The organism is Streptomyces sp. NPDC051218 (assembly GCF_044455475.1).
Lineage (GTDB): Bacteria > Actinomycetota > Actinomycetes > Streptomycetales > Streptomycetaceae > Streptomyces.
This window is the reverse complement of record NZ_JBITEU010000022.1, coordinates 1-14,621: the sequence shown is the minus strand read 5'-3', so window position 1 is coordinate 14,621 and position 14,621 is coordinate 1. Positions and strand designations below refer to the sequence as shown.

Genomic DNA, 14,621 nt, shown 5'->3' with positions numbered 1-14,621 from the left:
GACGCGTGACGGTTGACCAGCACGAGAGCATCTACGACCGCGGCGAGATGTACGAGGCCTTCTACCGGGGCCGGGGCAAGGACTACGCGGGCGAGGCCGCATTGGTGACGTCCCTGATACGGGACCGGCTGCCGGAGGCCGACTCGCTGCTGGACGTCGCCTGCGGCTCCGGCGACCATCTCTCGCGCTTCGCCGACTCGTTCGGGCACGTCGAGGGCCTGGATCTGTCCGAGGACATGGTGCAGTTGGCCCGGAGGAACACCGGGGTCCCCATCCACCGGGGCGACATGCGCGACTTCGCCCTCGACCGCACCTTCGGTGCTGTGGTGAGCCTTTTCAGCGGGGTGGCGTACTGCGCCGACATCGATGAACTCAGCGCGACACTCAGCAGTTTCGCCCGTCACCTCTCGCCGGGCGGCGTCATCGTCATCGAACCCTTCTGGCTTCCCGAGGACTTCCTGGAGGGCTACGTGGGCACCGACACGGTCGAGTCGGGCGGGCGTACCTACGTCCGCGTCTCCCACTCTGTCCGGGACGGCGGGGTCAGCCACATGGAGGTGCACTATCTGGTGGCCTCGGCGGAGGGCGGTGTCACGCACTTCTCCGACGTGCACCGCACCACGCTGTTCACCCACGAAGAGTACGAGAGCGCCTTCGTCCGCGCGGGGTGCGAGGTCGAGTACGTGAAGCACCCGCTCGCACCGCGTGGCCTGTTCGTGGGGACCGCCGCGCCCGCGGCCTGACCGGTCCCGCCCCCCCCTGCCCCGAGGCCATGTCAGGGTCGTAGGGGTTGTGAGGTAGGGGGTGTAAGGGGGGCATCCGATCGGTTGACCTAGGGGAGTAACCGATCGGATGACCCCCTGCGAGCGCGATGGGTGATGTGCCGGTCCGGCCCCGCCCGGCACTGTGGGGACATGACCCTCATTGAAGTGAACGACCTGCGCAAGAGCTACGGCGGACGCCCCGTCGTGGACGGCGTCTCCCTCGCGGTGGAGGAGGGCGAGATCTTCGGGGTCCTCGGCCCCAACGGCGCCGGCAAGACCACCACCGTCGAATCCATCCTCGGACTGCGCGTTCCCGACGGCGGCACGATCCGCGTGTGCGGCCTTGACCCGGTCGCCGACCGCGCGCGGACGACACTCATCGTGGGCGCTCAGCTGCAGGAGAGCGAGCTGCAGGGCAAGCTCACCGTCACCGAGGCACTCCAGCTGTACGCCGCCTGCTACCCCCGCCCCGCCGACTGGCGCACCCTGGCCGCGCGTCTCGGCCTGGACGAGAAGCTCGATACCCGTTTCGCGCAGTTGTCCGGCGGCCAGAAGCAGCGGCTGGCCATCGCGCTCGCCCTGGTCGGCAACCCCCGGGTCGTCGTCCTGGACGAGCTGACGACCGGCCTGGACCCGGCGGCGCGGCGCGAGGTGTGGTCGCTGATCGAGGACGTCCGGGCGAGCGGCGTCACCATCCTCCTCGTCACGCACTTCATGGAGGAAGCACAGCGGCTGTGCGACCGGGTCGCGATCTTCGACCGGGGGCGGGTCGCCGCACTGGACACCCCGTCCGGTCTGGTGGCGCAGTCCGCGAGCGGCACCGTCATCTCCTTCACCCCCTCCCGCCCGCTGGAGGAAGACGTCCTCGCCGCCCTGCCGGGCCTCGCCTCCGTCACGCATCGCGACGGAAGGGTCACCCTCGCCGGCACCGACGAGACCGTCAACGCGGTGATCAGCCTGCTCGCCCGCAACCGGGTGAGCGCCCACCAGCTGCGCGTCACCGACTCCACTCTCGATGACGCCTTCCTCGACCTGACGGGAGCCGAAGCATGAGCGCCGCCACTGCACCCCCGGTATCTACCACCACCACCGCGCCTCGTCCCGGGCGGGCCGTGCTGCGCGCCGAGTTGATCCTGTTCTTCCGCGAGCCCGGCTCGGTGTTCTGGGTCATGGCCTTCCCCACGCTGCTGCTGCTGATCCTCGGCTTCATCCCGTCCATGACAGAGCCCAAGGACGAGATCGGCGGCCTTTCCACCGTCGAGGCCTACGTGCCCGTCGCCGTGCTCCTCTCGATGATCATGGCTGGTCTGATGGCCATGCCTCCGGTGATCACCGGTTACCGCGAGCGCGGCATCCTGCGCCGGATGTCCACCACCCCCGTGCGCCCCACCGCCGTTCTCGGCGCCCAGGTGGGACTGCACGCCGCCGCCTCGCTGATCTCCGCCGTGCTCACCCTGGCGGTGGGGCGCGTCTTCTCCGACGTCGCCCTGCCGAGCCAGGTCGTGGGCTATCTCCTGACCCTGCTGCTCGCGGTGGTGTGCGTACTGGCGCTCGGTGCGCTGATCTCCGCGCTGTCTCCCACCACGAAGATCGCCCAGGCGGTCAGCATCTCGGTGTTCTTCCCCGCGATGCTCGCAGCCGGCGTCTACATGCCCATCCAGCAGATGCCCGACCTGATGGCCAACATCGTGGAGGCGCTGCCCTTCGGCGCTGCCGCCCAGGCCCTGAACCAGGCCACCGCCGGCGACTGGCCGGACTGGATCCACCTCGGCGTACTGGCACTGTGGACGCTGGTCCTTTCCGCGTCCGCCGCGCGCTGGTTCCGTTGGGAGTGACGAACGTGTCACGCGCGCCGGGCGCCATGGCCGACACTGAGGGCGTGGCACCCGACGCATCCCCCCCGGTCACCGAACCGCAGGCCGCACACCACGCGCAGCCGCGGTTACTCCTCCGCTTCAGCCCTCCCGTCCTCCTTGGCGTCAGTCTCGTGCTCGCCGCGGCGACCTCGTCCCTGGTCGGCATGGGCGGCGCCGACTGGTGGGCGGCGGGGATGCTCGCCGTCGCCGCGATCGTCCTGCAGCTGTGGTGGGACCGGGTGGCAGCACGCAGCCGGCCCGGCCCCAGCGCGGCCGGCACCACGTACTACGCGCTGCGCTCGGCCCTGGCGTTCGGCCTGGCCTGGTTCAACCCGTTCTGCGCCTTCTATGCCGCGGCCGGATGTTTCGACACCGAGCGTCTGGTGCCCCGCCGCTGGGTTCCCCTCGGCGTGCTGGCCACCGCCGCGACGATCGCCGGCGCGCAGATCGGAGGCCTGCCGCCCGACGACACGGCGAGTTGGGTGTTCTACGGCCTGCTGGTCGCCATCAACACGGGCATTTTCCTGACCGTCCAGCAAGACGCGGAGAAGGAGGAGGACCGCGCCCGGAAGCGGGCGGCGACCATCCGCGAGCTGGAGCACGCCAACGTCGCGTTGGAGCGGGCCCTGGTGGAGAACGCCGCCCTGCACGACCAACTCCTGCTCCAGGCAAGGGAGGCCGGGATCGCCGACGAGCGCCGCCGGCTGGCGGCGGAGATCCACGACACCGTCGCCCAGGACCTGACCGGCGTCATCACCCAGCTCCAGGTCGTCACCGACACCCGGGAACAGGAGGCGGCCCGCGTCCACGCCGAACGAGCCCTGCAGCTGGCCCGCCACAGCCTCGGCGAGGCACGCCGGGCCGTCGCCAACCTCGCGCCCATCGCGCTGGCCGATGACGACCTGCCCGAGGCGCTGAAGAAGACCGTCATCGGCTGGTCCGAACGCACCGGTGTGCACGCCGAGTTCACCCTCACCGGCTCCGACAAGCCGCTGCATGAGGAGGTGCAGGCGACGCTGCTGCGCATCGCGGCGGAGGCGCTGTCCAACGCGGCACGCCACGCGAAGGCCACCCGGGTCGGCGTGACCCTGTCCTACATGGGCGAGGAGGTCGTGCTCGACGTGCGCGACGACGGCCACGGCTTCGACCCGTCCGTCCTGCCGGAGCGCGACACCGCGTCCGGGTTCGGGCTTGAGGGCATGCGTGCCCGCGCGGAGCGGCTCGCGGGGGATCTGACCGTGGAGTCCGAGCCGGGCCTGGGCACTGCCGTCTCCGCACGCGTACCGTCGGTGCCCTATGAACGCTGAGAACAACGGTGCGATCACCCTGCTGATCGTCGATGACCACCCGGTGGTGCGCGACGGCCTGCGCGGCATGCTGGAGCCCGCGGACGGCTTCACCGTGCTCGGAGAGGCGTCCGGCGGCACGGAGGCGGTGGAGATGACGCTGCGCGTGGACCCGGACGTCGTCCTGATGGACCTGCGTATGCCGGCCGGCAGCGGCGTGGAGGCCATCGCCGAGCTGACCCGGCGCGGCGCACGGGCCCGCGTGCTGGTGCTCACCACCTACGACACCGACTCCGACACCCTTCCCGCGATCGAGGCCGGGGCGACGGGGTACCTGCTGAAGGACGCGCTGCGCGATGAGCTGTTCGCGGCCATCCGGGCGGCGGCGGAGGGCCGCACCGTATTGTCCCCGGCGGTCGCCTCACGCCTGGTCACGGCGGTGCGCGGCCCCGCAGCGCCGCCTGTCGACGACACGCTCTCCGCGCGGGAGTTGCAGGTGCTCGAGCAGGTGGCGCGCGGCGCGTCGAACCGGGAGATCGCTCGTGAGCTCTTCGTCAGCGAGGCGACGGTCAAGAAGCATCTGTCCCACATCTACAGCAAGTTGGACGCGAGGGACCGGGCCGCGGCGGTGTCGGCCGCATACCAGCGGGGCATCCTCGGCTGACCGCCGGCATCGGCGCAGTGCCCCTCGCCATGCCATCAGTCGCCTCGTACACCCCTGAGCCGGGCCGCGGAACCGCCCCCTAGTCACCTGGTCAGGGGCGGCGGCACGAAGGCTAGGGGTTGGCCGCTCGTCGGGCCCCTGGCTAGCGTCGGAGTGCTTCAGTCGAGGAAGAGCGGCCGGAACACGGTGGGCGCGTAACCGCTTGCCCCGGCAGCCGGCCGGATTCGGGTCCGGCGAACTCGCCATCAAGTGATTTCGGGGCATTCATGTCGGATACGTACACCGGTGGTTCCGAGGCCTTCGCGATCATCGGGTACGCGTGCAGGCTGCCCGGCGCGCCCGGACCGGCACCGCTGTGGGACCTGCTCGCCGCGGGGACCGATGCGATCACCGAGACCCCCTCCGACCGCGTACGCGTTCCCGGAGCCGCGCGCGGCGGATTCATCGAACGGGCCGCCGACTTCGACGCCGGCTTCTTCGGCATCTCCCCGCGCGAGGCCGCCGCCACCGACCCCCAGCAGCGGCTCGCTCTCGAACTCGCCTGGGAGGCGCTGGAGGACGCCCGGCACATCCCCGCCGACCTGAGCGGCAGCCGCACCGGCGTCTTCCTCGGCGCGATCTGGGACGACTACGCCGCCCTCCTGCACCGCGAAGGTGACGCGGGCATCGACCGGCACTCCATGCCGGGGCTGCAGCGTGGCCTCATCGCCAACCGCTTGTCCTACACCCTCGGACTGCACGGCCCCAGCCTCACCGTGGACGCCGGCCAGTCCTCCTCCCTGGTCTCCGTCCACCTCGCGTGCGAGAGCCTGGCACGCGGCGAATCCGAGCTGGCGCTCGCCGGTGGCGTCAACCTCATCCTGGCCCCCGACAGCACCGTCTCCGCGTTGCGCTTCGGCGGGCTCTCCCCGGACGGCCGCTGCTTCACCTTCGACGAACGCGCCAACGGGTTCGTACGCGGTGAGGGCGGTGCCGTCGTCGTACTCAAGCCGCTGGCCCGGGCCTTCGCCGACGGCGACCGGATCCACGCGGTCATCCGCGGCAGCGCCGTCAACAACGACGGCGGCGGCCCCAGCCTCACCACGCCCAGCGCCGCTGCCCAAGAGGCCGTCATCCGCGCCGCACACGCCCGCGCCGGGATCGCCCCGGACGCGGTCGCCTACGTCGAACTGCACGGCACCGGCACCCCGGTCGGCGATCCCGTCGAGGCCGCGGCACTCGGCGCCGCACTCGGCGCCGCACGCACCGCGCCGCTGCCGGTCGGCTCGGTGAAGACCAACATCGGGCACCTCGAGGGCGCCGCCGGCATCGCAGGCCTGCTGAAGGCCACGCTCGCCGTCGAGCGGAACATCGTGCCGCCGAGCCTCAACTTCCGTTCCGCGCCCGCCGGTATCCCGCTGGAACGGCTCAACCTGCGGGTGGAGACCGAGGCGACCCCGCTGGGTGGCGAGCGATTCGTCGGAGTCAGCGCGTTCGGCATGGGCGGAACCAACTGCCACCTGGTGCTGGGCCCCGCACCCGAGCCGGCGGCCCCTCCGGCCACCGAGCCCCCGGCTCCGGCCGCAGGCGGGAGTACTCTCCCCGTGCCCGTGCTGATCTCCGGCCACACCGCGCAGGCGCTGCGCGCCCAGGCCGCCCGGCTGAAGGACGCGGTGGAGGGCGCCGACCTGGCTGTGGCGGACGTGGCGCACTCGCTGGCCACCACCCGCACGCGCTTCGCCCGGCGCGCCGTGCTCCTCGCCGAGGACCAGGGGCAGCTCCTCACGCAGCTCGGCGCGGTGGCCGCCGGACTGCCGGCGACGGGCATCAGCGAGGGCACCGCGCGCACCGGACGGCTGGCCATGATCTTCTCCGGGCAGGGTTCGCAGTGGCCCGCCATGGCCGCCGAACTCCTCGACACCGACGAGGTGTTCACCCGTACGATTCACGCCTGCGCACAAGCGCTCGCCCCGCACACCGACTTCTCGCTGACGGACGTCCTGCGCGGCGTCGACGGCGCGCCCACCCTGGAGCGGGTCGACGTGGTGCAGCCCGCGCTCTTCGCCGTGATGGTGGCGCTGGCCGAGACCTGGCGGTCGCTGGGGGTCGTGCCCGACGCCGTCGCCGGACACTCCCAGGGCGAGATCGCCGCGGCCTGCGTGGCGGGCGCGCTGTCGCTGGAGGACGCGGCCAAAGTGGTCGCACTCCGCAGCCGCGCCATCGGCGCCCTGGCCGGACAGGGCGGGATGCTGTCCGTGCAGGCCGGGGTGGCACAGGTCCGCCCGTGGCTTGACGACGCGCCCGCGCTCTCGATCGCCGCCGACAACGGACCCACCGCGGTCGTGGTCTCGGGGCCTGGCGACGCCCTCGACGACTTCGCGGCCCGGTGCGTGTCGTACGGCGTCGAGACCAAGCGGATTCCGGTGGACTACGCCTCGCACTCGGCGCAGGTCGAACTGATCCACGAAGAGCTGCTGACCGCGCTCGCGGGCATCGAACCCCGTACGTCCGAGTTGCCGTTCCTGTCCACCGTCACCGGGGAGTGGACGGACACGGCCGGCCTGGACGCCGCCTACTGGTACCGCAACCTGCGGTCCACCGTCGAGTTCTCCACCGCCGTCCGGCGGCTGGCCGGTGAGGACTTCCGCTTCATCGTCGAAGCCACCCCGCACCCGGTACTGGTGGCCGCCGTACGCGACACCTTGGCCGAGTTGGACGTGCCCGAAACCGCGGTGGTCGGCTCGCTGCGGCGCGGCGAAGGGGGGCGCGCGCGGCTGCTCGGCTCCGCCGCCGAACTGCTCGCCCACGGGCGTGACGTCCGTCTGCCCGCCCCACCGGGTGCGGTCGTGGACCTGCCCACGTACGCCTTCCAGCGAGAGCGCCACTGGAGACCCGGCACGGCCGCCGCCCAGTGGAACGGCTCCGGCGAGCCCGCCCGGGACGCCGCTGCCCCGGACACCGACGCCGCTCCTGATACGGCCACTGCTCCGGACGGCTCACTGCGCGACCGACTGCGCGCCCTCTCACCGCAGTCCGCCCGCAGCACGGTGCTGGAGCTGATCCGGTCCCACGCCGCCGTGGTCGGCGGGTTCGCCGCCGCCGGGGACGTGGACCCGGAGCAGACCTTCAAGGCCCTCGGGATCGCCTCCCTGACCCTGGTCGAGCTGCGGGACCGGCTCGCCGTCGCCACCGGGCTCACCCTGCCGCCCACCGTCCTCTTCGACCACCCCACCCCGGCCGCGGCCGCCCGCCACCTGTGCGACACGCTGCGGGGTGAGGATGCCGCAGGTCCCTCCCGCGCCACGGCCTCCTCGGAGTACGCCGACGCCGACGACCCCGTCGCCATCGTCGCCATGGCCTGCCGCTTCCCCGGCGGCATCGACTCGCCCGCGGCGCTGTGGGAAGCGCTGAGCGAGGGCCGCGAGGTGCTGACCGGCCTTCCCGAGGACCGGGGTTGGCAGCCGTCCCTGGCCGCGCTGGACACCACACTCCCCACGGCCGGCGGGTACCTGGACGATATCGCGGGCTTCGACGCCGACCTGTTCGGCATCTCGCCGCGCGAGGCCGTCGCCATGGACCCGCAGCAGCGGCTGCTCCTTGAGGTCACGTGGGAGGCCCTGGAGCGGCTCGGCACCGAACCGGCCGACCTGCGCGGCAGCCGCACCGGCGTCTTCGTCGGCGCCACCGCGCAAGACTACGGCCCCCGGATGCACGAGCCCGCCGAGAGTTCCGGGGGCTATCTGCTGACCGGCACGACCGCAAGCGTCGCCTCCGGCCGGATCGCCTACGCCTTCGAGTTCAACGGCCCGGCGGTGACCGTGGACACGGCGTGCTCGTCGTCGCTGGTGGCGCTGCACCTGGCCGCGCAGTCGCTGCGCGCGGGAGAGTGCTCCACGGCCCTGGCGGGCGGCGTCACCCTGATGGCCACGCCCGGCGTCCTCGTCGAGTTCGCGCGGCAGGACGGCCTCTCCCCGGACGGCCGCTGCAAGGCATTCGGCGCGCAGGCCGACGGCACCGGGTGGTCCGAGGGCGTGGGCGTGCTGGTCCTGCGCCGCCTCTCCGACGCGCTGGCCGACGGGCAGCACGTCCTGGCCGTGCTGCGGGGATCCGCCGTCAACTCCGACGGGGCTTCCAACGGTCTGACCGCACCCAACGGCCTGGCGCAACAGCGGGTCATCCGGGCGGCGCTCGAAGCGGCCGGTCTGGAGCCCTCCGACGTGGACGTGGTGGAGGCGCACGGCACCGGGACACGGCTGGGCGACCCGATCGAGGCGCAGGCGCTGCTGGCCACCTACGGGCAGGACCGGGACGCGGAACGACCGCTGTGGCTGGGGTCGTTGAAGTCCAACATCGGTCACGTCCAGGCCGCCGCCGGTGTCGCCGGCGTCATCAAGACGGTCATGGCGCTGCGGCACGGTGTGCTGCCCCGCACCCTGCACGCCGACGAGCCCACGCCGCACGTGGACTGGTCGGCGGGCGCCGTGAAGCTGCTCACCGAGAACGTGACCCTGCCCCCCATGGACCGGCCGCACCGGGCGGGTGTGTCGTCGTTCGGCATCAGCGGCACCAACGCCCACGCGGTCATCGAGGCGGCGCCCGAACCGGCCGTCCCGGACGAGGAAGGGCCCAAGCCCGGCCTCGCGCTTCCCGTGCTCCTCTCCGGTCACGGCGCTGCCGCCCTGCGCGACCAGGCGGCCCGGCTGCGAGCCTTCCTGGACGCCGAACCGCCCGTACCGCCGGCCGCGATCGCACGGTCGTCGGCGACCACCCGCTTCCCCCTGGACCACCGCGCGGCCGTCTTCGCCGCCGACCGCCAGGAACTGGCGGCCCGTCTGGACGCGCTGGCGGAGGGCCACGACGCGGCGGGTGTGCTGCACGGTGTCGCGGCGCCTGGGCGTACGGGGTTCTTGTTCACCGGTCAGGGGTCGCAGCGGTTGGGGATGGGTCGGGAGTTGTACGGGGCGTTTGCGGTGTTCGCGGATGCTTTTGATGCGGTGTGTGCGCGGGTGGAGTTGGAACGGCCGTTGCGTGAGGTGGTGTTCGGCGAGGACGCGGGGCAGCTGGAGCGGACTGTCTACGCCCAGGCGGGGTTGTTTGCGTTGGAGGTGGCGCTGTTCCGGTTGGTGGAGTCGTGGGGTGTGGCCCCGGATGTGCTGGTGGGGCATTCGGTGGGGGAGATAGCCGCGGCGCATTGTGCGGGGGTGTTGTCGCTGGAGGATGCCTGCGTCTTGGTGTCGGCGCGTGGGCGGTTGATGGATGCGTTGCCCGAGGGCGGCGCGATGCTGGCGGTGGAGGTGGCCGAGGAGGCGCTCACGCTGCCTGATGGGGTGGAGTTGGCGGCGGTGAACGGCCCTACGTCGGTGACGGTTTCCGGTGAGGCGGAGGCGATTGCGGGGTTGGAGGAGCGGCTGCGGGTGCAGGGTGTGCGGGTCAAGCGGTTGGCGGTTTCGCACGCGTTCCATTCGTATCTGATGGAGCCGATGCTGGCCGAGTTCGCGGCTGTGGCGGAGTCGTTGACCTTCCACGCCCCGCAGATCCCGGTCCGCACCACGGCCCCGGGTGCGATCGACACCCCGGAGTACTGGGTGGGTCAGATACGCGAGCCCGTCCGCTTCGCCGACGCCCTTGCCTCGCTCCCCGAGGCGCGGACCTTCTTGGAACTCGGCCCCGACGGTGCCCTGTCCGCCCTCGTCCCGGTGCTTCTGGAGGACGCTGTCGCCGTGCCGCTGATGCGTCGCGGCCAGGACGGCACCGGGTCCGCCGCCCACGCCGCCGCGGTCCTGTGGACGCGCGGCGTGGCGCTGAACTGGACGTCCGTCGCCGGTACGGGCGCCCCCCGCCCCGTCGAACTGCCCACCTACGCCTTCCAGCACACCCGCTACTGGACCTCCCAGACGTCCTCCACTACCGCACTGGCCGCCGCCGGCCTGGTCACGGCCGGCCATCCGCTGCTGGGCGCCGTCGTGCCCCTGGCGGGCGACGGCGGGCTGGTCTGGACCGGCGCCGTCAGCCTCGCCACCCACCCCTGGCTGGCCGACCACGTCGTCCATGGCCGGATCGTGCTGCCCGGAACCGCCCTTGTCGATCTCGCCCTCCACGCGGGAGCTGATGCGGGGCTGCCGGGGCTCGCCGAGCTGACCCTGCGCGAGCCCTTGGTCCTGCCCGAACACGGCGGCGTCCAGCTCCAGATGACCGTGGCCGATCAGGCAGTCGAGATCCACAGCCGTCCCGACGGCGATTCCGGAGCGCACTGGACCACTCACGCCGTCGGCGTCCTGGAGCAGGCCCGCCTCCCCGAGGACATCTCCGGAACAGGCGAATGGCACCCCACGGGTACGGCCACCCCACTCGGTTACGGCGCACTCGCGGCGGCCGGCCTCTCCTACGGCCCCGCCTTCCGGGGCTTGCGCGCCGCCTGGCGCGACGGGGACACCGTGTACGCGGAGGTCGAGCTGCCCGAAGGGCCGCAGGCCGTGCTGTACGACGCCGCGCTGCACGGGCTCGGTGCCACCGGCCTCCTCCGCGATGACGGCGCAACCCTGCTGCCGTTCGCCTGGTCCGGCGTGACCCGGCACGCCATCGACGCCACCACGCTGCGCGTCACCATGACCCGGCTCGGTGCCGACGAGTACGCGGTTCGCCTCGCCGACCCGACAGGCGCGCCCGTGCTGACGGTGCGGTCGCTCGCCTTCCGGCCCGTGACCGCCGACCGGTTGGGCGACACCTCCTCCGGCGTGCTCTACGGCGTCGACTGGACCCTCGCCGGTGTCGGGGAGCGCGAAGTGCCGTTCGTGGCCGTACCGGTGGGCACCACCGACCTGCTCGACACGGTCACCGCGGCGGGCCCTCTTCCCGGCCTGGCCGGCCTGGCGGACGTGGAGGCCGTGCCCGGCACGATGCTTGCCTGCGTGGGCGTCGGCCCGGAGCCGTCCGTGGTCGGCGCGCCCCTCGCGCAGCGCACGCACGACACGGTCACCGCCGTATTGGGCTTGGTTCGCGCCTGGTTGGACGACGAGCGCTTCTCCGGCAGCCGGCTGCTCGTCGTCACCCGGAACGCCGTCGCCACAGCTGACGGTGAGAGCGTCGATCCCGCCGCCGCCGCGGTCTGGGGCCTGTTGAGGTCCGCGCAGGCCGAACACCCGGGCCGGTTCGGCCTGGCGGACCTGGACGGTACCGCCGCGTCGGCCTCCGCCCTCACCGCAGGCCTGCCCGTCGACACACCACAGGCCGCCCTCCGCGCCGGCACCCTGCTGGCCCCGCGCGCGATCCGGCTGCGGGCCGGCGCCAACCCGCCGTGGGGCCCGCACGACACCGTTCTGATCACTGGCGGCACCGGGGCGCTCGGCGCCCGCGTCGCTCGCCACCTGGTCTCCGCGCACGAGGTCGCGGGTCTGGTCCTGCTCAGCCGGCGCGGCCCCGAGGCGCCGGGCGCCGCCGAGCTCGCCGCCGAACTCACCGCGCAGGGCGCCACCGTGGTGGTCGTCGCCGGTGACGCCGCCGACAGGGGCGACCTCGACCGGGTACTCGCCGACCACACCATCACCTCCGTCGTCCACACCGCGGGCGTCCTCGACGACGGCCTGCTCACCTCACTGACCTCCGAACGCGCTGCCGCGGTGCTGCGCCCCAAGGCCGATGCGGCAGCTCTCCTCGACGAGGCGACCCGCGATCTCGGCCTCACCTCCTTCGTGCTGTTCTCGTCCGTGGCCGCTTCCTTCGGCACCGCCGGCCAGGCGTCGTACGCAGCGGCCAACGCCTTTCTCGACGGCCTCGCCGCCCGCCGCCGCGCCGAGGACCTGCCCGCTGTCGCGGTGGGCTGGGGGCTGTGGGGCGGGACCGACGGCATGGCCGCCGGACTCGGCACGAAGGACCGCGCGCGCTTCGCTGCGCTGGGCGGCGCGCTCGACCCCGCCCGGGGCGTAGGGCTGCTCGACGCGGCCGTGGCCGCCGGGCCCGCTCACGTACTGGCCATGGCCGCCGAACCCGCCCCCGGCGACGGACCCGTACCGCCGCTGCTGCGGCACCTGGCGCGCCCCGTGCTCCGCTCCGCCGCCACGTCGTCCGCGGACACCGACGGCCTCGCCGCGCTGCCGGAGCCCGAGCGGACGCGCGCCGTCGAGGAGTTGGTACGGACGACCGTCGCGGCCGTGCTCGGACACTCCTCCGGTACTGGCGTGGACACCGGCCGGACCTTCAAGGACCTCGGGTTCGACTCCCTCACAGGCGTCGAACTGCGCAATCGGCTGGCCGCCGCCACCGGGCTGCGGTTGGCCGCCACCCTGGTCTTCTCCCACCCCAGCCCCGCCGCGCTGACCGCCCACCTCTGCGAGGAGCTGAGCGGCACGGCCGCTGTCGCGGCCGTACCGCGCTCGCGGCACGCCGCCGCAGCGGACGAGCCGATCGCCGTCGTCGCGATGAGCTGCCGCTACCCGGGCGGTGTGGACAGCCCCGAGGAACTCTGGCGGATGGTCCGGGAAGGCCGCGACGGCATCACCGGCTTCCCCACCGACCGCGGCTGGGACCTCGCGCGCCTCCACGACCCCGACCCGTCAAGTCCCGGCACCACGTATGCACGGCACGGCGGCTTCCTGCACGATGCCGCCGAGTTCGACGCAGAGCTGTTCGGCATATCGCCGCGCGAGGCGCTGGCGATGGACCCGCAGCAGCGGCTTCTGCTGGAGCTGTCCTGGGAGACCTTCGAGCGGGCCGGCATTGACCCGGCCGCCCTGCGCGGCAGCGACACCGGCGTCTTCGCCGGCGTCATGTACCACGACTACGCGGCTGCCGCCGAGGCCCTTCCGGAGACCGAGGGCTACCGGGCCACCGGCGGCGCCGGCAGCGTGGTGTCCGGTCGGATCGCCTACACGTACGGTCTCGAGGGTCCGGCCGTGACGGTGGACACGGCGTGTTCCTCGTCCCTGGTGGCGCTGCACCTGGCCGCCCGGTCGCTGCGTGCGGGCGAGTGCTCGATGGCCGTCGTCGGGGGCGTCACCGTGATGTCCACACCCAGCGTGTTCGTGGACTTCAGCAAGCAGCGGGGACTCGCGCCCGACGGCCGCTGCAAGTCGTTCTCAGCGGACGCGGACGGCACCGGCTGGTCGGAGGGCGCCGGTGTGCTGCTGGTGGAGCGGCTGTCCGACGCGCGGCGCAACGGGCACGACGTGCTCGCGGTGGTGCGCGGCTCGGCCGTCAACCAGGACGGTGCGTCCAACGGCCTCACGGCGCCGAACGGCCCCTCGCAGCAGCGGGTCATCCGCGCCGCTCTCGCCGACGCCGGCCTGGTACCCGGCGACGTGGACATGGTGGAGGCGCACGGTACGGGGACGAAGCTCGGCGACCCGGTTGAGGCGGAGGCGCTGCTGGCCACGTACGGGCAGGATCGAGACGCTGAACGGCCGCTGTGGCTGGGGTCGTTGAAGTCCAACATCGGGCACACCCAGGCGGCGGCAGGCGTCGGCGGCATCATCAAGACGGTGATGGCGCTGCGGCACGGCGTGCTGCCCCGCACCCTGCACGCCGACGAACCCTCGTCACACGTGGACTGGTCGGCGGGGGCAGTGGAACTGCTCACCGAGGAACGGGAGTGGCCGTCGGCCGGGCGACCCCGGCGCGCGGCGGTCTCGTCGTTCGGGATCAGCGGCACCAACGCGCACACCATGATCGAACAGGCACCGGACGAGCCCGCCTCCCTCCCGGGCCCCCGGGTGCCGGACACGCTCGTGCCCTGGGTGCTGAGCGGCGCCTCGCCGGAGGGACTGCGCGCCCAGGCGGCCCGGCTGCGCGCCACGGCCGCGGCCGAGGAGCCTGCCGACGTCGGGCTCTCTCTGGCAACCCGGCGTGCGGCGCTCGAGCACCGGGCGGTCGTGCTGGGGACGGGGCGCGAGGAACTGCTGAGCGAACTCGACGCGCTGGCGGCGGGACACGGCAACGCGCCAGGCGGTGTCGCGGCGCCTGGGCGTACGGGGTTCTTGTTCACCGGTCAGGGTGCGCAGCGGTTGGGGATGGGTCGGGAGTTGTACGGGGCGTTTGCGGTGTTCGCGGATGCTTTTGATGCGGTGTGTGCGCGGGTGGA

Annotated in this window: 6 protein-coding genes; all 6 read left to right on the top strand. The window is 72.9% G+C overall.

Annotated features, from left to right (window positions below; translation table 11 throughout):
* Positions 1-5 precede the first annotated feature (5 nt).
* Positions 6-743, top strand: a complete 738-nt coding sequence (locus ACIBCK_RS38630; protein ID WP_399397983.1) for a class I SAM-dependent methyltransferase — start codon at positions 6-8, stop codon at positions 741-743.
* Positions 744-914: 171 nt separating this feature from the next.
* Complete coding sequence (locus tag ACIBCK_RS38625) at positions 915-1,817, top strand: ABC transporter ATP-binding protein (RefSeq protein ID WP_399397982.1); 903 nt, start codon at positions 915-917, stop codon at positions 1,815-1,817.
* Positions 1,814-2,599, top strand: coding sequence for an ABC transporter permease (locus ACIBCK_RS38620; protein WP_399397980.1), 786 nt, complete (start codon positions 1,814-1,816; stop codon positions 2,597-2,599). Before ACIBCK_RS38625 ends, ACIBCK_RS38620 begins: the two co-directional genes overlap by 4 nt.
* 26 nt (positions 2,600-2,625) lie before the next feature.
* Positions 2,626-3,927 (top strand): ATP-binding protein, encoded by a 1,302-nt coding sequence (locus ACIBCK_RS38615; protein ID WP_399397978.1) that lies wholly within the window; start codon positions 2,626-2,628, stop codon positions 3,925-3,927.
* The gene (locus tag ACIBCK_RS38610; RefSeq protein ID WP_399397977.1) at positions 3,917-4,570 is read left to right on the top strand and encodes a response regulator; all 654 of its coding nucleotides are present in this window, start codon (positions 3,917-3,919) and stop codon (positions 4,568-4,570) included. The genes ACIBCK_RS38615 and ACIBCK_RS38610 overlap by 11 nt, the downstream gene beginning before the upstream one ends.
* A gap of 266 nt (positions 4,571-4,836) precedes the next feature.
* The coding region (locus ACIBCK_RS38605) for an SDR family NAD(P)-dependent oxidoreductase (protein WP_399397975.1) at positions 4,837-14,621 on the top strand (9,785 nt) is incomplete at its 3' end.